General features: G+C 42.3%; 23 protein-coding genes. 2 read left to right on the forward strand and 21 right to left on the reverse strand.

The genetic code is table 11. From position 1 onward, the window contains the following. Positions 1-12: 12 nt before the first annotated feature. Both UR08_RS05870 and UR08_RS05875 read right to left on the reverse strand, forming a co-directional pair. Complete coding sequence (locus tag UR08_RS05870; protein ID WP_115752754.1) at positions 13-573, reverse strand: YdcF family protein; 561 nt, start codon at positions 571-573, stop codon at positions 13-15. Between the two features lie 51 nt (positions 574-624). Next, on the reverse strand, positions 625-1365 hold the full coding sequence (locus UR08_RS05875) for a gamma-glutamyl-gamma-aminobutyrate hydrolase family protein (RefSeq protein WP_115752755.1): 741 nt from the start codon (positions 1363-1365) through the stop codon (positions 625-627). Positions 1366-1571: 206 nt separating this feature from the next. Here UR08_RS05875 and UR08_RS05880 point away from each other — a divergent pair, with 206 nt between their 5' ends. Then, complete coding sequence (locus UR08_RS05880; RefSeq protein ID WP_165849953.1) at positions 1572-4379, forward strand: bacterial Ig-like domain-containing protein; 2808 nt, start codon at positions 1572-1574, stop codon at positions 4377-4379. 56 nt (positions 4380-4435) lie between these two features. Here the strand turns inward: UR08_RS05880 and UR08_RS05885 are convergent, their stop codons facing one another. The 17 genes from UR08_RS05885 to UR08_RS05965 all read right to left on the reverse strand — a co-directional run bounded on the left by UR08_RS05885 (position 4436) and on the right by UR08_RS05965 (position 21800). Then, positions 4436-4666 carry a KH domain-containing protein gene (locus UR08_RS05885; protein WP_115752757.1) on the reverse strand — a complete coding sequence of 77 codons (231 nt, stop codon included), beginning with the start codon at positions 4664-4666 and terminating at the stop codon, positions 4436-4438. Positions 4667-4681: 15 nt separating this feature from the next. Continuing rightward, on the reverse strand, positions 4682-4954 hold the full coding sequence (gene rpsP, locus UR08_RS05890) for a 30S ribosomal protein S16 (RefSeq protein WP_115752758.1): 273 nt from the start codon (positions 4952-4954) through the stop codon (positions 4682-4684). 140 nt (positions 4955-5094) lie between these two features. Continuing rightward, positions 5095-6453 (reverse strand): signal recognition particle protein, encoded by a 1359-nt coding sequence (gene ffh / locus UR08_RS05895; protein WP_115752759.1) that lies wholly within the window; start codon positions 6451-6453, stop codon positions 5095-5097. Positions 6454-6465: 12 nt separating this feature from the next. Further along, complete coding sequence (locus UR08_RS05900) at positions 6466-6798, reverse strand: putative DNA-binding protein (RefSeq protein ID WP_115752760.1); 333 nt, start codon at positions 6796-6798, stop codon at positions 6466-6468. 112 nt (positions 6799-6910) lie between these two features. Then, on the reverse strand, positions 6911-7906 hold the full coding sequence (ftsY, locus tag UR08_RS05905) for a signal recognition particle-docking protein FtsY (RefSeq protein WP_115752761.1): 996 nt from the start codon (positions 7904-7906) through the stop codon (positions 6911-6913). 14 nt (positions 7907-7920) lie between these two features. Next, positions 7921-11481: a chromosome segregation protein SMC gene (smc, locus tag UR08_RS05910; RefSeq protein ID WP_115752762.1), complete on the reverse strand. Its 3561-nt coding sequence runs from the start codon at positions 11479-11481 to the stop codon at positions 7921-7923. Positions 11482-11502: 21 nt separating this feature from the next. Next, positions 11503-12192, reverse strand: a complete 690-nt coding sequence (rnc, locus tag UR08_RS05915) for a ribonuclease III (RefSeq protein ID WP_115752763.1) — start codon at positions 12190-12192, stop codon at positions 11503-11505. Between the two features lie 172 nt (positions 12193-12364). Continuing rightward, positions 12365-12604, reverse strand: coding sequence for an acyl carrier protein (locus tag UR08_RS05920; RefSeq protein WP_115752764.1), 240 nt, complete (start codon positions 12602-12604; stop codon positions 12365-12367). Between the two features lie 61 nt (positions 12605-12665). Further along, positions 12666-13412 (reverse strand): 3-oxoacyl-[acyl-carrier-protein] reductase, encoded by a 747-nt coding sequence (fabG, locus tag UR08_RS05925; RefSeq protein ID WP_115752765.1) that lies wholly within the window; start codon positions 13410-13412, stop codon positions 12666-12668. Continuing rightward, positions 13413-14348 carry an ACP S-malonyltransferase gene (gene fabD, locus UR08_RS05930; RefSeq protein ID WP_115752766.1) on the reverse strand — a complete coding sequence of 312 codons (936 nt, stop codon included), beginning with the start codon at positions 14346-14348 and terminating at the stop codon, positions 13413-13415. Then, on the reverse strand, positions 14345-15352 hold the full coding sequence (plsX, locus tag UR08_RS05935; protein WP_115752767.1) for a phosphate acyltransferase PlsX: 1008 nt from the start codon (positions 15350-15352) through the stop codon (positions 14345-14347). Before plsX ends, fabD begins: the two co-directional genes overlap by 4 nt. Further along, entirely contained in the window at positions 15349-15939 is a 591-nt protein-coding gene (fapR, locus tag UR08_RS05940) for a transcription factor FapR (RefSeq protein ID WP_115752768.1), read from the reverse strand. Before fapR ends, plsX begins: the two co-directional genes overlap by 4 nt. 169 nt (positions 15940-16108) lie before the next feature. Further along, positions 16109-18160, reverse strand: coding sequence for an ATP-dependent DNA helicase RecG (recG, locus tag UR08_RS05945; protein WP_115752769.1), 2052 nt, complete (start codon positions 18158-18160; stop codon positions 16109-16111). After that, positions 18150-19040: an L-serine ammonia-lyase, iron-sulfur-dependent, subunit alpha gene (gene sdaAA, locus UR08_RS05950; RefSeq protein WP_115752770.1), complete on the reverse strand. Its 891-nt coding sequence runs from the start codon at positions 19038-19040 to the stop codon at positions 18150-18152. Before sdaAA ends, recG begins: the two co-directional genes overlap by 11 nt. A gap of 18 nt (positions 19041-19058) precedes the next feature. Beyond that, on the reverse strand, positions 19059-19721 hold the full coding sequence (sdaAB, locus tag UR08_RS05955) for an L-serine ammonia-lyase, iron-sulfur-dependent subunit beta (protein ID WP_115752771.1): 663 nt from the start codon (positions 19719-19721) through the stop codon (positions 19059-19061). A gap of 38 nt (positions 19722-19759) precedes the next feature. Then, positions 19760-21376, reverse strand: a complete 1617-nt coding sequence (locus UR08_RS05960) for a DAK2 domain-containing protein (protein ID WP_115753731.1) — start codon at positions 21374-21376, stop codon at positions 19760-19762. Between the two features lie 58 nt (positions 21377-21434). Then, positions 21435-21800 (reverse strand): Asp23/Gls24 family envelope stress response protein, encoded by a 366-nt coding sequence (locus tag UR08_RS05965; protein ID WP_036070467.1) that lies wholly within the window; start codon positions 21798-21800, stop codon positions 21435-21437. Positions 21801-22096: 296 nt separating this feature from the next. Here UR08_RS05965 and rpmB point away from each other — a divergent pair, with 296 nt between their 5' ends. Further along, on the forward strand, positions 22097-22285 hold the full coding sequence (gene rpmB / locus UR08_RS05970; protein ID WP_036096174.1) for a 50S ribosomal protein L28: 189 nt from the start codon (positions 22097-22099) through the stop codon (positions 22283-22285). A 128-nt stretch (positions 22286-22413) separates the two neighbouring features. On the opposite strand, the gene UR08_RS05975 is transcribed toward rpmB, so the two are convergent. Beyond that, positions 22414-22749, reverse strand: a complete 336-nt coding sequence (locus UR08_RS05975; protein ID WP_115752772.1) for a hypothetical protein — start codon at positions 22747-22749, stop codon at positions 22414-22416. Positions 22750-22770: 21 nt separating this feature from the next. Beyond that, positions 22771-23412 carry a thiamine diphosphokinase gene (locus tag UR08_RS05980; protein WP_115752773.1) on the reverse strand — a complete coding sequence of 214 codons (642 nt, stop codon included), beginning with the start codon at positions 23410-23412 and terminating at the stop codon, positions 22771-22773. Positions 23413-23463 lie beyond the last annotated feature (51 nt).

Raw genomic sequence — 23463 nt, forward strand, 5'->3', positions numbered from 1 at the left:
TATAAACCTTTTTTATCGATCACAGAAAAAGCAGTAGCTAATCGCGAACATTTCTTTTACATAATTCTTATAGCGTTTTCGCGATTTCGATTTGGCAGCACTCCCAGAAGCGCGGATATTCAGCCGTTTGGCAAGTAGCAAAGCCCGAAACATATGGTAATCACTCGTAATAATCACAAGATCACGAGAAGGGAAACTTTTTTGTGAAAACAGCAGGTTTTCCCTTGTTCGACTTGACTTAGGCTCGACGCGGATGCGTGCCTCTGGAATGCCTTGCGAAATGAGATAGCGTTTCATGACGACCGCTTCCGGTTCGCTTTCATTTGCCCCTTGGCCTCCGCTTACGACGACTTTGCTTTCTGGATGGGCATTATAAACGCGAACGGCTTGATCTAGACGCTCCTTGAGCATGGCACTCGGGTAAGCAGGGCTACCTTCCACTTTGGCTCCGAGGACAAGAAGGGTATCTGGATGGTGGCTTGGACGCGCACGCGAACCGCAATACATCAGCACTACAAGGAAAAATAAATAGACAGCAGGCATCAGGAGAAGTGCTAAGAAAAATTTTTTCATTTTTAAGTCTTCCTCCCCGTTTTCACAGAAAAAGACAAGCTCTTAGTACGCTTATCTTTTCGCTTGATTCTTCTTCGTTTCTTCGACAAAAAGGGCAAAGAGGGCTTCGCTTTCCGGGTCTTTGCCGTACATCAATTCCGGGTGCCACTGCACGCCAAGAAGCCAGTTCCCTGTATTTTTTCCTTCAACGGATTCAATCATACCATCTTTGCTTCGACTTGTGACTTTCAGTTTTTCAGCCACTTGTTTTACATATTGGTGGTGCAAGCTATTGACACGCTTTTCAACCGAATGCACGGTTGCAAGCAAACTGTCTGGGTCAATATCGATCGTATGCGAACCGAGTTGTTCATCTACGTTTTGTAAATGTTGCAATAAGCCGGGTGCTTTGACTTGCGAACCATCTTGATAAAGCGATCCGCCAAGCGCAACATTAACGAGCTGCATGCCGCGGCAAATGGCTAAAATGGGTTTCCCAAGGTGCATGGCTTCGTCAACGAGTGCGATTTCCGATTGATCTCGCGGTGGGAAATAGTTGCCAATTTCTGGAAGCGGCTCTTCTCCGTAAAGTTGCGGCGTAATATCTTGTCCGCCTGTCATCAAAAGTCCGTCAACCATGCCCATCGCTTGTTTTGCGCTTTCAGGATCGCTAATTGGGATAACAAGTGGCAAGCCGCCTACCTTTTGGATGGCTTCCACATATCTTTGCTGTGTATAGGTTACGCGATGTCCATAAAAAATATCGGCTCCTTTGAAAAGTGCATTTCCAGTGATTCCTATAACAGGTTTCATTTCATTACCCCCATTTCATTCACTTATTGTAACTTATTTCCTCTAAAAAGGCTCTCAAGTTGCCTGAAAAGACGAAATGATAAATTTTAACGTTCTTTCCAAAATTCGTCACCAACTAACCCCTTTTGTGTAACTTAGTTTCGTGTTCATTCAAATTGAAAGTACTATACTAAACTTGTAAATTAACAAAAATGGAGGAGATAACTTTGACAGCAAAGAATTGGTTAAAACTACTCCCAATCTTGTTGGTCCTTGGTACAGGCTTATTTTTCATTCCGCATTTATTTGCAGAAAATAGACAAGTTGATGATTTGCAGCTAGCTTCGTTCAAAACAAAGGTTGATCAAAATGAAATATTCTCGCTTCAAGTCGTTGATAAACAACCCGGTGAGCAAAAAGTCTATTTGCCAATTCCCAATTCATTTGAATACATACCAGTACACAGTTCTCAAGCCGCAGTGACTTTCGATAAAATCAATCATCAACTAGTTATTGACTGGGAACAAACTAAGCAGAAAACAATAACCATTCAATTAAAAGCACACAGAAAAGGTGAATTTTCGTTCAAACTATTTGCGACACGAAACGAAAAAACAGTAGAATCCAAACCGGTAACTTTTAAAGTTCAAGAACCACAAATTTATAATGCCAAACAAAGTGATTCTACTTTTCAAGATAAAAAAGTAAAACCACTGGATTTATCTCTTCCAGAAATTTATTCGATTAGTAATGGTTATCTTCAAGCCTTCGATAATCAAGCGATGATTCAAAATAAAATAGTTTTAAATGGTGAAATTCCCATTAAAAATTTAAAAAATCAATTAGGCTGGTATAACAATAAGCTTTATATTCTGGATCATATTGGTTCTGAATTTTCTTTATATGAAGTTAAAGGAGATGGCACCTACACGAAAACAGTTGTTGGTAAAACACCTTGCAAATCTTTTGTTGGTGGCGGAATTTCTAAAAGCGGGGTCTATGTTGCAATGATCACTAGTCCAGATCAAGCCATCCAACTGATTTTAGTTGATGTTAAAACCAAAAAGTTACTCCAAGTAAAAAATATTGTTTTCCCTACTCCAAACGATCAAAGTAAGTTAACAATGACTGGCGATATGGCCTTTGATGGAGATGGAACGCTTTGGAAGGTTTCTTACAAAAAAGCCAATGGCATTTTAACAGATCAGTATTTACAAAAAATAGATATCCAAAGTGCAAAGGTTCTAAAAACCCTTCAATTAAAAATCCCTTTTACTGTAGATAGCAACTACGGATACAGCGGTATTGCTTTCTTATCCAATGGTGAGATGCTACTTGGTAGTGGCGTTTATGGAAGAGGAAGCTTTTCAAAAATTGATATGGGAACAGGCGAAGTAAAAGCTGTAGGTCCGAAGCTTGGTGCTTATGGTACCTATGATTTAGCTTCCCCATTTTATCCATACTTTAATACCCACCTTACACTTTCTATGCAAGCGAATCCCACATCAGGTGCAGGGGTTTATCAAAGAAAAGAAATTGAGTATACCTTGACCTTCAACAATCTGGGAAATCTTGCTTCTAGCCATTCTCTTCTCAGTACAACTCTGCCAGAAGGTACAGAATATGTCCCAAACAGCACAAAGTTAGATGGTGAGACCGTAAAAGATATCGCTGGAACTAGTCCATTGTTTTCTGGAATGGAAGTTTCTTCTAAGGGATCTCTACAGGGGATTATTAGTAAAAACCAGAAAGGCACGGTCAACTTCAAAGTTAGAGTAAAAGCAAACACACCTCCTAACTCCACTGTAACGAATCAGGCAGAACTATCAGCGGAAAACACATCAACGATTCAGTCCAATATGATAACTCATACTGTTCTTCTGAATCAAAGTGAATTAAAGGTGAAAAATTCATCCATCAAAATTGGACAAACTTGGAATCCAAAGGATAATTTTGTTTCCGCTAAAAAACCAGATGGATCTGCTATTTCTTTTGATCCTAAAGCTATTCAAGTTAATGGTACTGTAAATACACACAAACTTGGGAAATATACGGTTTTCTATCAAAACCAAGATATTGAACAAAAAGCGATTATTTCTGTCGACCGACTTCCAGCACCAACTATAAATTTTTCTCTTAAAGCAAGCAATCAAACGGCAACAAAAGAAGACCAACGAATTTTGTTAGGAGATTCATTAACACTCCAGTACGAGCTCCAAAATCAAACGGCTAATTCCGGTTTCCGCGCAGGTCAAGCCAAGTGGAGAATTCCACTTCCGATTGGTGTTGAGCCTACTAAATTGAGTGATTTACTTACTCTAACTGGACCGAATGGAGATAAGAAGCAAGTACCTTGGGATTCACTTTATGATTCTAAATCTCGAACGATATGTGTAGATAAGCGAAATTTTGACCCAAACTGGTTAAAACTCTCTCAAAATAACTCTATTGCCTTAAATTTCAATGTGAAAGTCAACTCCACTGATGCAATGCATATCGTAGGTACAAAGCTAAGTAGTACACCTTCGATTACAGGTACAGATTATAACGGGGATCAACTCACACTAAAAAGCCCCGACCCACTTGATTTTGGGCCTATTTTTTCTGGAGCTTTACAATTTTATGATGTGCCAAATACATTAGCTTTTCAAAACGGCTGGATTCAAAGCTTTACAAGCGAAATATCCCGTGAAGACCCCAATTGGAAAATAGTAGTAGAAGATACGAGACGGCGCAGTAAAAACTGGAATAACAATTGGCAAGTTACGGTTAGGCAAGTTTCTCCATTTAAGACCAAACAAAAAGATGTTTTAACTAATATCCTTATCTTTAAAAGAAATGCTTCTTCTGAACAAATCATCAGCGAGAAAAATTCGACCATCGTTTTCGATGGTAAAAGTAATACGGCCGATTTCTACGATGTTCTTTGGGCAAAAAATCAAGGACTCTTCCTTAAGGTCCCGCCTGGTGCAGCGAAAGCTAAGCAAATTTATCAAAGTATAATTGAATGGAATTTGAGTAACTCCCCACTTTAAAATAAAAAGCCGCTGTTCTTCTAAATATTTAGAAGAACAGCGGCTTTTTGGTGAACTTAGTCGATGATTTCAAGACGAACTTTTTTATCAGCCTTTTGACCAGCTGCATAAACTAGCGTTCGAATAGCTTTAGCGATGCGCCCTTGCTTTCCGATCACTCGTCCCATATCTTCTTTGTTCACGGACAATTGATAGAAGTAAGTGGAATCTGATTCCTCAGCGTGGAGCGAAACGTCATCCGGATGGTCAACAAGCGGCTTAACGATGGCGAGAATTAAATCTTCCATTCGCAACTAGCCTCCTTATTTCCCAAGTTTTTGATTATGGAATTTTTCCATGATTCCTTTGTCAGACAACAAGTGACGAACTGTGTCTGAAGGTTTTGCACCATTGTGCATCCATTTCAAAACGGATTCTTCATCAATTTTAACTTCTGCTGGATCTACAAGTGGATTGTATGTCCCAACTGTTTCGATCGAACGACCGTCACGTGGGAAACGTGAATCAGCAACTACGATACGGTAAAAAGGTTTCTTATTTGAACCCATGCGTTTTAAACGAATTTTAACTGCCATTTTTAATTACACCTCCATAAAGTCTTACACAAGTATATATATTACCAGTAAAGGATTTGTTTGTAAAGTTTTTTTTCTTTACAGACTAAATTTTTTGTTCAAAAGAAAAACGAAGCTCGTTTGCTTCGCCTTTCTACTGGCTAGAACGGAAGTTTGAAGTTGCCGAATGGATTTTTCTTCTTCTTCCCTTTTCCGCCCATACCGCCTGACATTTGTTTCATCATTTTCTTCATTTCATTGAATTGCTTAAGCAGCCGATTGACTTCTTGAATCGGTCGCCCACTTCCGCGTGCAATACGCTTCCTACGACCTGCATTGATGATATCGGGATTATCTTTTTCCATTTTTGTCATGGATTTAATGATCGCCTCAATATGTCCAAGTTGCTTATCGTCCATTTGAAGGTTGTCCATCCCCTTCATTTTGTTTGCACCTGGAATCATCTTGAGCAGCTCATCAAGCGGCCCCATTTGTTTCACTTGTTGTAATTGATCAAGAAAGTCATCAAATGTCATCGAATTTTCTCGAATTTTTTGTTCCATTTCGCGCATTTTTTCTTGGTCAACATCCGTTTGCGCTTTTTCAATCAGCGACAGGACATCTCCCATGCCAAGAATTCGCGAAGCCATCCGGTCTGGGTGGAAGCTTTCGAGGGCTTCCATCTTTTCACCTGTTCCGACAAATTTAATTGGTTTTCCTGTTACGGCACGGATGGATAAAGCGGCCCCGCCACGAGTATCACCATCAAGTTTCGTCAGGACAACACCCGTTAAGCCAAGTTGTTCATTGAAGCTTTCAGCCACATTAACCGCATCTTGCCCCGTCATGGAATCCACGACAAGCAAAATTTCAGATGGAGAAGCCACTTCTTTTACCTTCTTGAGCTCATCCATTAGCTCTTCGTCAACATGAAGTCGCCCAGCCGTATCAATTAAGACGTAGTCAAGGTGTTCTTCTTTTGCTTTTTCAATCGCTTGTTTAGCAATCTCAACGGGACTCACTTGATCGCCCAGAGAGAAAACGGGCATGTTTAACTGTTTACCGAGTGTTTCCAGTTGTTTAATCGCAGCAGGACGATACACGTCAGCCGCCACGAGTAAAGGTTTACGATTGTATTTTTTCCGTAGCAAATTCGCAAGTTTACCAGTTGTCGTTGTTTTACCGGCCCCTTGTAAACCGACCATCATCACAACCGTTGGCGGCTTGTCCGCTACTTCAAGCTTGCTTTCTTCGCCGCCCATTAAGTTGGTAAGTTCTTCTTGGACGATTTTAATAACTTGTTGTCCAGGCGTTAGACTCTTCATGACATCGGAGCCTACAGCTCGTTCACTAACCGTTTTAATAAAGTTTTTAACGACTTTAAAGTTTACATCGGCTTCAAGAAGTGCAAGTCGGACTTCGCGCATCATTTCTTTTACGTCCGCTTCCGTCACCTTCCCTTTGCCGCGAATTTTATTCATTGTTTCTTGAAGTCTTCCAGCTAATCCTTCAAATGCCATAAAATCGGCCTCCTAATCAATCAATTTTAACTCGTTCAACAAGGCTTCCACTTCATCACTTTGTAAACCCGCTTTTTGATAAGCTTCTTCAAGTTTACGAAGCACTTGCTCACGTTCAGTATATTTCTTTAACATTCCTAGCTTTTCTTCATAGTTTTCAAGGCTTTCTTCTGTCCGTTTGATGTTATCATACACGGCTTGCCTGCTAACTTCAAATTCTTCAGCGATTTCTCCAAGTGAAAAATCATCAAGATAATAAAGAGAAAGATAGGCTTTTTGCTTTTCCGTTAACAAACCTTCGTAAAAATCGAACAGCATGTTCATTCGGGTAGTCTTATCAAACAAACGAAACACCTCTTCCTTGTTCTAGATTACGTGTTTAGTCAAAGAATGTCAACTAGAAAAAGACTAGAACAGCTTGAGAAATGAATGCTTCCCTTTTGTTCTAGTCTCTCTTTTATTTTTCTGCTTTTTGGTCGATTAAATCGGCGAATAAGCCATAGACATAATCTGTCGCATCAAAAGGCTCAAGGTCATCAATTTTTTCACCAAGACCAACGAATTTCACTGGAATTTCTAATTCGTTTCGAATCGCGATCACGATTCCACCTTTCGCTGTCCCGTCGAGTTTCGTCAGCACAATCCCCGAAACGTCAGTTGCTTCTTTAAATTGTTTCGCTTGAACAAAAGCATTTTGCCCTGTTGTAGCATCTAAAACGAGCAACACTTCGTGCGGAGCATCTGGAATTTCACGTGCAATCACGCGTTTTACTTTTTCTAGTTCATTCATTAAGTTGACTTTGTTTTGCAAGCGTCCAGCCGTATCACAAAGTAGAATATCGGCTCCCTTTGCTTTGGCTGATTGAACAGCATCAAACACAACTGCTGCGGGGTCACCGCCTTCTGCGTGTTTAATGATGTCAACACCAGCGCGTTCGCTCCAAACTTCTAGTTGGTCGATTGCTCCCGCCCGGAAAGTATCTCCCGCCGCCAAAACGACTTTTTTACCTTCAGATTTAAATTGGTGAGCGAGCTTTCCAATCGTCGTCGTTTTTCCAACGCCGTTTACACCCACGAACAAAATCACGGTAAGACCATTTTCTTGGATATTTAAAGCTGGCTCCGCGTCCCCTGCGCCTTCATAGATGGCAACAAGCTTTTCAACGATGACGCCTTCCACCTCTTTTGGATCACTAATGTTTCGTAGCTTCACTTCTTGTTTGAGTTCATCAATCAAGTCCATCACGGTTTCAAAACCGACATCGGCTCCGATAAGTGCTTCTTCTACATCTTCAAAGAAGTCTTCATCCACTTTGCGGTAACGCGCCATGATTTCATTGAGCTTGCCAGAAAAGCTACTTCTTGTTTTCGTTAAGCCTTCTTTATATTTCTCGGATTTTTCTTCGTTTTGTTGCCCTGTCATTTTTTCTTTTAGTTTTTTGAAAAAAGTCATCGCATTGTTCTCCTTTACTTGATCAGTTCGGCTGTTTCTTCTAGTCTAACAGAGACCAGTTTTGAAACGCCAGATTCTTGCATCGTTACCCCGTAAAGTACATCGGCTTCTTCCATCGTGCCTTTGCGGTGCGTAATCACGATGAATTGTGTTGACTGTTCAAATTGCTTTAAATAGCGACTGAAACGAACCACGTTGGCTTCATCAAGTGCCGCTTCTACTTCGTCCAGAATACAAAACGGTACAGGTCGAACGCGAATGATCGCAAACAAGAGGGCGATTGCTGTTAATGCACGCTCTCCGCCTGAACGAAGCGAGAGATTTTGTAGTTTTTTCCCTGGCGGCTGTGCGACGATATCAATTCCAGTGGTTAACAAGTCTTCTGGATTTAAAAGAACAAGTTCTGCCTTTCCGCCTCCAAAAAGCTCAGGAAATACAGCAGAAAATTCATGTTTAATCGCTTCAAAGCTTTCACCAAAGCGTTTTTTCACTTCTTCATCCATCTCACCCATCACTTGGAATAGCGTTTCTTTAGCATTTAACAAGTCTTCTTGCTGACCTTTTAAGAAATCAAAGCGTTCACTAATCCTGTCGAATTCTTCGATTGCTCCTAAATTGACAGTCCCCAGTTCTTCAATAGAGCGCTTCAAGAGGCGCACCTTACCTCGAAGTTCTTCTTCTGGCATATCTGGTACTTCGCGTTCTTGTGCTTCTTCTAGAGAGACTCCGTACGTTTCAAGCAAGCGGTCCGCTCGGTTTTTCGCATCCACTTCTGCACGGCCAATTTCAATTTCAGCTTGGTTTTTCTGCTCAAGATAGAAACTTGCTTTATTGTTTTCTTCCGTGAGTTTTTCTTCGAGTTGCTTCACTTCTTTTTGCAGTTCCGAACGTTCTTCACTTAGCGTTTGAATTTTAAGGGCAGTCTCTTCTTTTTGCGCCCGTAGTTTTTCAATTTCACGACTGGTTTCCTCTACTGAAGTGGAAACGTTCGTCAAGTTATCTTGTAATGCTTGGATTTTCGATTCGGCTGCTTCTTTTTCTTGATATTGTTCAAAAAGAGCCGCTTCAATGCGTTCGACGTCATTTGTCGCCGTTTGTAGTTGTTCTTTTTGTGCCGCCATCTTCACTTGAAGCGCGGAAAGAACTTTTTCATCGGCTTTCTTTCGGCTGCTTGCTGCTTTGCTTTCTTCTGTCGTTTGCTGAATCTTCTGGTCAAGACTTTCGATTTCTTCACCTAATTTCAACTGATTCGAAAGAAGCTCTTCCTTGCGTTTCTTGAGAGCTGTCATTTCTTCTTCACCAGATTTCTTTTCTGCATCGTACAGCGAGAGTTGTTTGTTGATCCGCTCAAACGCCTCTAGCTCGCGTTCATGCTTGCTTTTCACTTCGTGTTCGCGCATCCGCAAGTTTTCACCGATTTGCCGCGTTTCTTCGAGCTCACTTCGCTTATTGGCCAGAACTTCTTTGGCTTTTTTCACGGTTTCTTCGTATTGCGCCGTTTCTCTTTCAAGCGCCGCAAGCACTTTTGCCAGTTCATCCAGTTCATTTTTCCGGCTGATGATTGAGGACTTACCTTGTTTCGTTGCTCCCCCTGTCATCGAGCCCCCAGCGTTAACTACGTCGCCGTCAAGCGTCACCACGCGGAAACGGTAATTTACGAGTTTCGCAAGTCTTGAAGCCCCACGCAAATCTTTGGCAAGAATCGTTGTTCCAAGGGTATTTAAAATGACCGGAGCAAACTTTTCATCATAAGTGACTACTTCACTTGCAAGGTTAATAAAAGCAGGTTCGTTTCGAAGCGCACCACGAGTTGCTTCTGGAATATGACGTGGCTGAATCGTCGAAAGAGGTAAAAATGTCGCGCGTCCAGCATGCGTCTTCTTCAAATATTGAATCGCTTCACGCGCCGCTTGATCGCTTTCAACGACCACATGCTGCGCACTTGCTGACAGCGCGATTTCCATTGCTTTCCTGTAATCGGCTGGGATTTGAATGAGTTCAACTAATGCCCCGTGAATGCCGCCAAGCGTTTCTTTGGCTTTTAATACTTCACGAACGCCTTGGAAAAAGCCTGCATAATCTTCTGCCAGTTCGCCAAGCGTTTCTTTACGCGATTTAGTTTGCTGAACTTTTTCATAATGCCGATAAAGTTCACGTTCCGCACGTTCAAATTCGTTCGTCTTTTGTTCCACAACTTGTTTCACATCTTGATAGATTCCAAGTTGTTCTTCAATTTCCAGGTGAATCTCGTCAAGTTCTTCGCGCATCTTTTCAGTTCGCTTCGCTTGCTCTTCACGCGTTTTCAAATGTTCTCGGTTTTCATGATCGAGTCGTGCCGTTTTAGCTTCCTGTTGCGCAATTTCGCGCTCCACATAGCCAATATCATTACGAATCGTCGTTTCTTGATATTTCAACTCGAATAAATCACTTTTCTGGTTTTCAATCGCTTCTTCTGAAAGCGCATCATAATGTTTTAGTTTTTCAAGCAATTCTTTTTGCTCGCGTACTGAAACTTCATAAGCCGCTTCTTTTTCACGTTTTCCAGTCAGCAATTTCTCTTTTTCGGTTTCTAGTGATGCAATTTTTTCAAGCGCCTGCGCGAGCGTATCTTGCTGAATGCTCGCATTTTCACTACCATGCTTTTTCCTTTCAAGCACAAGGTTTCGTTCGCCTTCAAGTTGTTCCAGTCGCTCCGTTTCATGCAACAAGTCATTTCGCATTTTTTCAAGCGTTTCATCGGTTTCGGTGATTTTTTCTTTTCCCGAGAAAGCGTCCCCTTCAAGGTTCGCTATTTCTTTTCTAAGTTCAACGAGAGCCGCTTGATTCTCCATAAATTTGGTGCGGCTTCCCTCTAATTTTCTTGCAATTGCCTCTAACTCAAAAGCAATCAAGCCCACTTCATACTTTTCAAGCTCTTCTTGCTGGTAGAGGTAATCTTTCGCAATCGAAGCCTGAATTTCAAGCGGTTCGAGCTGTCCGTCCAGTTCGTGCAAAATATCTTCTACCCGATTTAAGTTTTCTTCTGTTTCAACAAGTTTGTTCTCCGCTTGTTTCTTGCGATTTTTGTATTTTAAAACGCCGGCTGCTTCTTCAAAAATGGAGCGCCGTTCTTCAGGTTTACTATTTAAAATTTCATCAATTTTCCCTTGTGAAATGATCGACATTGATTCTCTTCCAAGACCGGAATCCATAAATAAATCTACGATATCTTTCAAGCGACAAGTTTGCTTATTGATTAAAAATTCACTGTCCCCATTTCGGTAAATTCGTCTTGTGACAACTACTTCGCTGTAATCGAGCGGTAAGTAATGATCATCATTTGCAAGCACAAGTGACACTTCAGCAAAATTAATCGGTTTCCGCGTGTCGCTTCCAGCAAAAATAACATCACCCATTCGTCCACCACGAAGGCTTTTTGCAGATTGCTCGCCCAAAACCCAGCGGATCGCTTCTGTAATGTTACTTTTCCCACTTCCGTTCGGTCCGACAACCGCTGTCATGCCAGGAACAAAATCGATTGCCACTTTATCCGCAAAAGATTTAAATCCGTTCATTTCCAGTCGTTTTAACAGCAAACTGCTTCTCTCCTTCCGTTCCTAGTTCCGCATCATTTGCCGAACTGCAAACTCGGCTGCATTTTGTTCGGCTTGTTTTTTGGTTCGTCCTGTTCCTTTTCCAAGAACTTGTCCATTCACAACTACTTGTGCTTCAAATGCACGGCTGTGTGCTGGCCCACTTTCACCTAAAATATCATATTGGATCAGCACATCACGATCGCGTTGCACAATTTCTTGGAGTTGTGTTTTATAGTCGACCGTCTCCATAAAGACACCTGTATCAATCTTCGGAAAAACTACGCGCTCTAAAAATTGAATCACTTTTGCGAGCCCGTTATCAAGATAGAGCGCGCCAATAAAGGCTTCAAACACATCCGCAAGAAGCGCTGGACGATTTCTACCGCCTGCTTTTTCTTCTCCTTTTCCAAGTTGAACATATTTGGAAAAATGGACGCTATCTGCAAATTCAACAAGTGATGGTTCGCAAACGATCGCTGCGCGCATTTTGGTCATTTGGCCTTCTGCCATGTCCGGATACTTTTTAAATAAATAATCAGATACGGTTAATTCAAGTACCGCATCACCTAGAAATTCTAATCTTTCATTGTCTTTTAAATGTTCTTTACGGTGTTCGTTGACATAGGAAGAATGGGTAAACGCCGTTTGTAACAACGTAATATCTTTAAAGGTAAAACCCACACTTTCTTGCAATTCATCCCAGTTATTCATGAACTTGTTCCTCTCCTTTTCTTAATCAAGTTCATTTTCTAAACAGCTCGCTCTAAAAGCTGCTTAGAAAATAAACCTCTTCTCTGTAGAAAAAGAGGCTGCCAAATTGCTTCTCCTTCGCTTAAGTGCTGGGGGGAGCAATCTGACACCCTCATTTATCTTTTCGCTGAAATTATTGGTGTGCCTCTATGTACTTCACTGCGTCACCAACTGTTGAAAGTTTTTCAGCGTCGTCATCAGAGATTTCCATATCAAATTGGTCTTCAAGTTCCATTACAAGTTCAACAACGTCTAGAGAATCAGCTCCTAGATCGTCTTTGAAGGAAGCTTCCAAAGTTACTTTAGACGCTTCAACTCCTAAACGGTCGACAACGATCTCTGTAACTTTTTCCAATACTTCTTGTTCTGTCATGGTTAACTTCACCTCCCTTCAAGTATTATATAAGAAAACATTCCGCGCGTAAACAGTTAATTTACATGTTCATGCCGCCATCTACGGAAAGCACTTGCCCCGTAATATAACTTGCTTCATCACTTACAAGGAACAACACGGCATTTGCAATGTCTTCTGTCTTTCCGTAAGCATGGAGCGGAATCTGATCTAACATCATTTCTTTTGTTTTTTCATCCAGTTCATCTGTCATATCTGTTTGGATAAATCCTGGTGCAACGGCATTAACATTAATACCGCGTGGAGCCATTTCGCGTGCTGTTGTTTTCGTTAGTCCGATAACGCCCGATTTGCTCGCTACATAGTTGGCTTGGCCGGCATTCCCGACAATCCCTACAACGGAGGCCATATTCAAGATTTTGCCAGCGCGTTGTTTCATCATCGTGCGACTCACTGCTTTTGTACAAAGGAAGGTTCCTTTTAGATTGATGTTGATCACATCATCCCATTCTTCTTCTTTCATGCGCATCAATAGATTATCCCGTGTGATCCCCGCATTATTTACCAAGATGTCGATCCGGCCAAAACGGCTCACTACTTCTTTAAAGAAAGCATCCACATCTTCTGGGCTCGAAACATCTGCTTTCATCGCTTCAGCTTCGATACCAAATTCGCTAATCAGATCCAGTGTTTCTTTCGCTGCATCAGCCCGGCCACCGTAGTTAAAAAAGATATTCGCGCCTTCTTCGGCAAGCTTCAATACGATTTCACGTCCGATTCCACGCGAGCCACCTGTAACAACTGCCACTTTCCCGCTAAGTTTGCCCATTTAGTTTCCTCCTTTAAGTTCCGCAATCACTTCTTCAAGGCTTGCTACATCGGATGCGTTCAAGACTTTCACATCGCGATCAATTTTTTTGATGAGACCAGACGCTACTTTCCCAGCTCCGATTTCAACAAACGTATCCACACCTTGCGCAATCAGTTCACGAATGGATTGTTCAAATCGAACTGGCGAATAAATTTGCCGAACGAGTTTATCTTCCAGTTCTGCTTTGTCTGTCAAAAGCGCTGCATCCACATTGTTGATAACGGGGATCGCCCCATCTTGGATCGTAACGGTTTTGAGGACATCTGCAAATTTTTCAGCTGCCGGCTTCATTAATTCCGAATGGAACGGTCCGCTAACAGCAAGCGGCATCACGCGTTTAGCTCCTTTTTCTTTAAGATCTTCCGTCGCTTGCTCGATGCCTTCTTTCGATCCAGAAATCACAATTTGGCCGGGACAATTATAGTTGGCAATTTGAACAGGGAGAGAAATCGCCTCTGTCACACTTTCAATCGTTTCCGCATCCAGTCCAAGAACAGCTGCCATTGCACCAGCCCCATCTGGAACAGCCGCTTCCATCAATTTCCCGCGTTGATGGACAAGATAAACAGCATCAGCCGCTGTTAAAAAATCGGCCGCAACAAGTGCGCTATATTCGCCAAGACTGTGTCCGATGGCATAATCCGCTTTGATTCCTGCTTCTTCTAACACACGCAAAATTGCAGCGCTTGTCGCAACGAGTGCAGGCTGTGCATTTTCAGATTTTGTCAGCAATTCTTGCGGACCAGCCGAAATTAATTCCGTAAGTGAAAACCCGAGTTTCTCGTCTGCTTGGTCAAAAACAGCTTTTGCTTCTGGGTATTTTTCGCTAACATCCTGCCCCATTCCCACTTTTTGAGAACCTTGGCCAGGAAACACAAAGGCTAGCTTGTTCATATTGTTTCTCCTCCTAATTTTCCTTGGTCAATTTCTGATTTGATGGTTTCGACCATTTGTTTTTGAATCATATCACGTGCTTGACGGATAGTTGTAAAAATCCCGTGTGCGTTTGAAGAGCCATGCGCTTTAATGACAGGAGCTTGTACGCCGAAAAGACAAGCGCCTCCGTATTCGCTGTAATCCATCTTAGCTCGGAGTGCGAGTAAATCTTTTTTCAGCACACCCGCCGCGAGTTTATTCTTAAAGCTATTCATCAAGCTCATTTTAAGCATCGAGAAAAAGGCAGCTCCTGTTCCTTCTAAGCTTTTTAGCACCATGTTGCCAGTAAAGCCATCTGTTACAACCACATCTGCTACGTCCATGAGCAAATCTCTCGATTCGATATTTCCGACAAAATGATAAGCCGTTTGTTCTTTCATCAGTTCAAACGCTTTTTTAGTCAATTCGTTTCCTTTGGTTTCTTCCGTCCCAATGTTTAATAGCCCAATGCGAGGTCGATCAATTTTCCGCACTTTTTCCGCATAGATCGAGCCCATCAAGCCAAACTGGAGTAAATGCTCCGCTTTTGCATCCGAGTTTGCCCCGAGATCAAGCATAACAAAACCTTTGCCGCTAATCGTTGGAAGCGTTGGTGCAAGCGCAGGGCGTTCGATTCCTTTAATTCTTCCGATAACAAATAAACCGGTCGACATAAGCGCCCCCGTATTTCCAGCAGAAATGCAGGCATCCGCTTCTCCGTCTTTAACCGCCGTTGCCGCAAGGACCATTGATGCATTTTTCTTGCGTTTTACGGCACGAACCGGTTCATCATCACTTTCGATTTTTTCATCTGTATGTACAATTGTGACACGCGTTTTGTCTGTCAAATGTTCTAAAATTGCTTCTTCTTTTCCAAATAGAATAAACTCAACATCTTTAAATTGTTTAGCGGCTTCCATGACTCCTAAAACGATTTCTTTTGGTGCATTGTCACCGCCCATGGCATCAATTGCTATTTTCATTTTTCGTCAGTCCTTTTTACTTTTTCTGTGGCATGATACATTTCAAACTTGCCTTTTAACACGATTTCATCGCCAACATAACTGCGCACATCCACAATAGTGATCGTCCGTTCACCCGTTCGCTTCCTAACGAGTGCTTTTGAGACCACTCGCTCATGAAGCTTGACTTGACGAACAAATCGGACTGTAGCTTGTGTAGTCAGTGCAAGTTCGTTTGGAATGACCGCTGTCGCAAGTGAATTTGCCTGTGCAAACAAATGGTGTCCCCGCGCGATGTTATTTCGCTTGAAAACATGTTCTTCTTTCACATCAAAAATCGAAATGGCACTTTCACCAAGCTTGATGTCAATAATCTCACCGATCACTTCTTCAAGCGGCAAACTTTTAACAGAGTCGGTAAAATTTTCACTCGCAACATGTTTAATTCGTTCTCGTAGTTCGGGAATCGAAAGAGCCACGCGATCAAGCCGAACCGTTTGTACGCTTACGTTAAATGTCTTTGCCAGTTCGTCATCGGTAATAAACGGATTCGCTTCGATGACTTCCTGTAATTTGGCTTGTCGCTCCTTCTTCGGATACTTTTTCATTCGAATTCCTCATCTCTTTTGATTGATGCTCCTAATACCTACTACTAAATTTAAGCTAAAAAAACGGGATAGGAAAAACCAAATGATTCTCCCATCCAATCTTGTTGCATTTTAAGTTTACGCTAATATGTTATATAAAAAGTGAGCAGCTTGCAAGTTTTTTCTGTTTTTAGTCCAATTTTTCCTCACTGAAAACGCCCAATGATTCCAGTAAATTTCGTAGCTGCGTAAATCTGGGTTCATTCATAAAATCTTCTTCAAAAATCATCTTGGCCGCATCTTGACGTGCTAGCTCGAGTACCCGGTAATCGTGCACCATATCCGCCACTTTAAATTCAGGAATACCGCTTTGCTTTTTCCCGAAAAAGTCACCAGGCCCACGAAGCTCCAAATCGCGCTCACTTAATGCAAAGCCATCGTTAGTTTCCGTCATGATTGTCATTCGTTCTTTCCCGACTTCTGTTTTGGGATCGGCAATTAAAATGCAGTAAGATTGATGACTGCCACGCCCGACTCGTCCGCGCAACTGATGCAACTGCGATAAGCCAAACCTATCCGCGTCATAAATCACCATCATCGTCGCATTCGGCACGTTCACGCCAACCTCAACAACAGTCGTTGAAACCAAACAGTCGATCGCTCCGTCGTTAAACTCGCGCATCAGTTCCTCTTTTTCTACTGGAAGTAATCTGCCGTGCATGAGTCCAGGTGTGTACTTCCCTTTCCATTTCCCAAGCAAAATATTGTAAAAATCAACCGCATTTTGAACATCTAACTTCTCAGATTCCTCGATCAGCGGACAAATCACATAAACTTGTCGACCTTGTTCAATTTCCTTTTCCATAAACGAAATCACTCGGTCAAGCATCTCGTGTTTCACCCAAAAGGTCTCAATTTCTTTTCGACCTGCCGGAAGCTCATCAATGATCGACACATCCATTTCCCCGAAAGCCGTAATCGCGAGCGTTCGTGGGATTGGCGTTGCCGTCATGAAAAGCACATCGGGATATTCTCCTTTTTCACGCAAAAAACGACGCTGATTTACACCAAAGCGGTGCTGCTCATCTGTGATGACAAGCCCAAGTCTCTTAAAAATAACATCATCTTGAATGAGCGCATGCGTTCCAATCAGCACATCGAGTTCGCCCGCTTCAAGCATAGCCAAAAGTTCGCGTCTCTTTTTACCTTTCACACTACTTGTCAAAAGCCCAACCGTGATATTAAAAGGCTCAAGGAGTTCAAAAAGTGAATCCGCATGTTGCTCTGCCAAAATCTCAGTTGGTACCATTAAAGCGCTTTGGAAGCCACTTGAGGCGGCTGCAAACATCGCGATGCTTGCGACAACCGTTTTCCCAGAACCCACGTCGCCTTGAAGCAAGCGATTCATGTGAAAATGTGACTTCATATCACCACTGATTTCATTGACCACTCGTTTTTGCGCATTTGTTAGAGGAAATGGAAGCGAATCAATATAGCGACGCAGCTCATGGACATCATAATCAATCGAAATGCCGCCAGAGCGCTCTCGCTCGATTTTACGGAAAAACTGCATCTTCATTTGAAACAGCAAAAATTCCTCATAAACCATGCGTCTGCGTGCTTGTTTTAATTCCGCTTCACTTTTTGGGAAATGCAAAATTCGAACAGCATCCGCCCGAGAAATTAATTGATAGGCCTGCAAGAACTCCTGAGGAATAACTTCCTCAATTTGATTCCCGTAAAGTTCAAAAGCTTGCTTTGTATATTTCAAAATTGTCTTGTTACGCAAGTTCCCTTTTAAACGATAAACGCCTTCAAAATTTTCTTCTTGCGCTTTTAAGCCCGCATGAAATTTACTTGCGGTGATTTGTGCCCGGTTCCGATCCCATTTCCCGGAAATCGTCACTTCACTATTTAATTCAATTTTATTTTTTAAATAAGGCTGATTAAAAAAATCAATTTTTAAAACTTGGCCACTTGCCGACAGACGAAAGGATAGTTTTGATTTTTTTCGGCCATAGTAAGAAACAGTCGGTTCCGTTAAAACTTCTCCAAATACCGTAATCCGTTCCCCGTTGTCCACTTCCGTTAAATCACGCATTCGGTAATCTTCATACCGGTAAGGAAAATTCCAAAGCAATTCATAAATTGTTGCAATGCCGAGCTCTTTAAATGCTTTAGCTGTTTCCGCGCCAATTCCTTTAAGTGCCGTCAGTGGGATTTCATTTAAATTATTCGCCAATGCCGTCTGGCGACAAACCAAAGATTTTCGCTTGGATCATGCGCCCTGTTGGCGTTGCCGCAAGTCCTCCTTCAGCTGTTTCTCTTAAACTGCTCGGCATTTGAAGTCCCACGCGGTGCATCGCTTCGATTACTTCATCGCACGGGATTCGACTTTTAATTCCAGCAAGCGCCATATCCGCCGAGATGATCGCTTGTGAAGATCCTAAGGCATTTCGTTTTACGCAAGGGACTTCTACAAGCCCCGCCACAGGATCGCACACCAGTCCCAGCATATTTTTCATCGTCATTGCCATTGCATGCGCAGACTGTTCTGGCGTTCCATGAGCCGCTTCTACAACGGCAGCAGAAGCCATCGCACTCGCTGAACCTACTTCTGCTTGGCAGCCGCCTGCAGCGCCGCTAATAAAAGCATTATTGGCCACCACGTAGCCAAAAGCTCCGGCAGTAAACAGAAAGTTGACCATTTCTTCCCGCGAAAGTCCGAGTTTATCCTTAACGGCAAATAAAACGCCGGGAACCACACCCGCGCTTCCTGCAGTAGGGGTTGCACAAATCACGCCCATTGCCGCATTCACTTCATTTGTCGCAATCGCTTTTTGAACAGAGCGGAGCAAAACTTCGCCCGACAAAAATTGCCCTTTGTCAATATAATCATTCATTAAAACAGCGTCTCCACCAGTTAATCCAGTTGTAGATTCAACGCCTGCTTCGCCTTCTTTAATCGCTTCTTCCATGACATCAAGATTCCGTTCCATCGCCTCAAAAACTTCTTCACGGGATTTACCGGAAACATTCATTTCACGTTCAATCATGATTTCCGAAACAGCTTTATTTTCACGTTCTGCGATATCGACCAGTTCTGCCACTGTACGAAACATAACTTTCATCCTCCTAAATTAAATAATAATGCTCGCTACCTGGAAAACGCCGTCTAATTTTGCAATTTCATCGAGTAAATCTTGTTCAACAAGTTGGTCGACTTCGATGACCATGAGCGCATCGTCACCTTTCACTTTCCGAGAAACCTTCATCGCGCCAATGTTGATTTCATGATTCGCAATGATTTTAGTCGTACTTGCGATCAAGCCGAATTTATCTTCATGCAAGACAAGCAGCGCCGGAGCCGTCCCTGTAAATTCTAGTTCGAATTCATTCAAGCGGATAATTTCCACTTTTCCTCCGCCAATCGAAGCCCCGACGAGTGTCATTTGTTTCATACCATTTTTAAGGACCAGTTTAACCGTATTCGGATGAGGGGCTTCTTCCGTTTCTTCGATGAATTGAATGTGCATTCCCGCTTCATTTGCTAATTCCGCAGCATTTTTAATTCGTGGATCATCTGGCTCAAAGCCAAGTAAGCCGCCGATTAATGCCACATCTGTGCCGTGTCCTTTGTACGTTTTCGCAAAGGAACCATATAAATGAATATCCACTTGTGCAGGTGACTCGCCAAACACACTTCTTGCAATGGAACCAATTCGACTGGCCCCCGCCGTATGCGAACTGGATGGCCCAATCATAACTGGACCGATAACATCGAAAACGCTATTAAATTTCATCTTTCTAATCACCCTTCCCTGATCCTTATTTTCTCCTTTTATTCCACTGAAAAGATGTACGGATAAACAGGCTGCCCTCCGTCGTGAATTTCAAATTCAGCATCAGGAAACGCCTCTAAAAGTGCATCTTGAAGTTGTTCTGCATCCTCTTTAGAAGCACCTTCTCCGTAAAGCACCGTCACAATTTCACTATCTTCATCAAGCATAGCTTGAAGGGTTTTCTTCGCCGCTTCTTGAAGAGCTTTTTCACTGAACTTGATTTTACCCGCTACCATGCCGATAAATTCATCTTTATGAATCTCAACGCCATCAACAGTCGTATCCCGAACCGCTGTTGTCACCGATCCACTCATCACATCTTGAATCGCCCCAGTCATCGCGCCTGTATTTTCAGCGAATCCTGTTTGCGGCTTATAACTAAGCATCGCCGCAAGTCCTTCTGGAATCGTCTTCGTAGGAATGACTTGAACTTTTTCTTCACCGAGTAGTGTCGCCGCTTGCTCAGCAGCCATCAAAATGTTTTTATTGTTTGGCAAAACAAAAACTTGCTCTGCATTAACTTCTTCAATGGCTTTCACAATATCTTCCGTGCTCGGATTCATCGTTTGTCCGCCGGAAAGAACATTCGCGCCCATGCTTTCAAAGAGTTGCTTTGTTCCTTCACCAGCAGCTACGGCAACAACTCCGACAGGAACCCGCTCGGTTTTCACTTCTTCCGGTTTTGCAACAATCGCATCATGCTGTTCACGCATATTTTCAACTTTCATTTTAATCAAGCTACCAAATTCTTGACCGTAATTGAACACATCGCCTGGGTGTTCTGTATGCACATGGACTTTCGCCACTTCATCATCTGCCACAACCAGAAGAGAATCTCCCATCGTGCTTAAATGATCGCGAAATTCTGTTTCGTTAAACGGCTTTTGTCCCTGTTTATTTTCATTAATACGCACCATGATTTCGGTACAATAGCCGTATTTAATGTCATCCGTTGACATGAAATCTTGAACATGACGATGATGTTCAGCAGTCACAAGTTCACTCATCGAAAGCATATAATCTGGAATTTCCATGTTGCCTGTGAGTGCCCCGTAAAAGCCTTCATAAATGATAATTAAGCCTTGGCCGCCACTATCTACAACTCCAACTTCTTTTAAAACAGGAAGCTGATCGGGCGTTTTTTGTAAGGCTTCTTTTCCTTTTTCTAAAATACCTTGCATGACCATTTCAATCGTTGCATCGTCTTTTTTCGCTGCTTCAATGCCCGCCTTAGCTGCTTCACGTGCGACGGTAAGAATCGTCCCTTCAACGGGCTTCATTACCGCTTTATAAGCCGTTTCAACGCCTTTCACAAAGCCACCAGCAAAGTCTACCGCAGAAAGTGTTTCCTTGCCTTCTACAGCCTTTGAAAAGCCGCGAAACAATTGAGATAAAATAACCCCAGAATTTCCACGCGCGCCCATCAAAAGACCTTTTGCAAGATTCGCACTGACAGCTCCTGCATGCGTTCTTTCGTTCGCTTTGACTTCTTCTGCGCCACTTGTCATGGACAAATTCATATTCGTACCTGTATCACCGTCTGGAACAGGGAACACATTTAGTGAATCCACGAAATCTGCATTTTTCGTTAAATTTTCAGCACCAAGCGCAATCATTGTCGCCCATTTTTCACCGTTTAACTGATAAGTAGTATCCAACTTCAATAAGCCTCCCTTAATCCTCGTCCAAAACTTTAACGCCTTGAACAAAGATATTTACAGAGTCAACTGTAAGTCCAAGTGTTTTTTCAAGCGTGTATTTCACGCGTTCCTGAACATTATGTGCTACTTCAGAGATTTTTGTTCCAAATCGAACGATAATGTACATGTCAATATGGAGTCCATTTTCTTCTTTACGAACAATAACACCTTTTGTATAATTTTCACGTCGTAAAATTTCTGTTAAGCCATCACGAATTTGATGACGGCTTGCCATGCCGACAATCCCAAAGTTTTCTTCCGCTGCCCCGCCAGCAATCGTCGCAATCACATCATCTGTAATCGCCACTTTGCCGTGCTTCGTTTCTATTTCAAGTGACATTAAATTTCCTCCTTGAAACCAGTTCCCTGAACTGATTTAGTCTGTTTCGAAAGCGTTTAGTTTCTTCGTCAGCCTCTATTTTACTATAATCCCTAAACGATTGAAAGCCTCTCTTCCCGAGCTAAGCTCATGACTTTACTGTCAAGTAAAAAATCTTTGCAGCAATTTCGCATAAGTCCTTGCAAGAAATGAATTTCTATGATAAATTATTCTAGTGTATGAAAATAACCGTAAAGATGCTCTTTAGATTTTCTTTCTGAAACATCTTGAGAAGTTTGGTATAAGGAGGGGTTATAATGGCTAAAGAATGTGTGATTACAGGTCGTAAATCTCGTTCTGGTAACCGTCGTTCCCACGCGATGAATTCAAGCAAACGTACATGGAAAGCGAACTTGCAAAAAGTGCGTATCCTCGTAAACGGAAAACCTAAAAAAGTTTGGGTTTCAACTCGTGCGCTTAAATCTGGAAAAGTAGAACGTGTTTAAAAGATAGGAATGCAGCGGAACTTCGTTGCATTTTTTCTTTTGCCCAAAATAAAAAATCGGGTAGCTTGCCGAAACTTCGCTAGTGAAAATTCAATTCACTAGGAAGCGGTTTAGCTTGACCCGATTTTTTATTGTTCAAATTCTGTTTCCGATGCTTTTCCAAGAAGTCCACAAATTACCATAAACATTCCCGCAAAAATATGGACAAAAATAAAGGATGGAATGCCGCTCACAAAAATAATCGGAATCGCGATTTTAAATTTCTTTTGAACAAGAAATGAATAACCCACGACAAAGCCGATGATAAAAACGAGGCTTGCGATCGTCATGATCATGATGGGTACCTTCAAATTCCCCGAGTAATTTGCAGAAAAGGCATTGCGGACAGTAAAAATTTGGACAATCAAACTAAAAATAATTCCCAGTCCACCAAAAATAAGCGACCAGTTATACTTACTTTTCAAAATAAGCCTCGCTCCTTCTTGTTAGTCTTTACTTTGAATCATCAAAATAAGCCCCGAATCAAACGAAAACGATCCAGAATCCCGCGTGAATTCATTGCTTGAAAGCGCCCTTGCAAACGGAAAACTAGCATCATCAAGTGGATACTTAAAGCCCGAAAGCGTAAGCCCCGAAACATTCCCCATCGTTATAAATGCTGCATAACGCATTTCCTCAAGCTTCTGAATTTCATAGTGACCTGGCACATACATCTTCATCCAATTGTAGCAATCGATCATTTCAACAAGCGGGATCGCTTGCTCAAATTCTGGCTTCGTAAGCATCATCAAATTGGCCAGCAAGTGATCCATCCGACCACCCGTAGCTCCAAAAATCCGAATTACATCCGGCAATTCTTCCATGGCAGCAATCAAGCCAATTTCCGTATCCGTTAAGTCCTTTTCGGCCGGAAACTCCGTTACATCCGCAACTTGCTGTTTCAGCGCTTCAAGCTCCTCAGATGATAATGAATCAAAGTCTCCAAGCGCTTTTTTCATTGGAATCCCAAACTCAAGAAGACGCTTCGCTCCGCCATCAATGCCAATCCAGTCCGCATCCGCAAGATAAGGATCGAGCGGCGGAACAAGTTCCGCCGGTCCCCCTACCATAATGTGTATTGCTTTCAAAATCTCAACCCCTTTTCCGACAGAAAATCCTCATTCAGGCCTTCATTCTTG

It is taken from the genome of Listeria kieliensis (genome assembly GCF_003369925.1).
In the GTDB taxonomy this organism is placed as follows: Bacteria; Bacillota; Bacilli; order Lactobacillales; family Listeriaceae; genus Listeria; species Listeria kieliensis_A.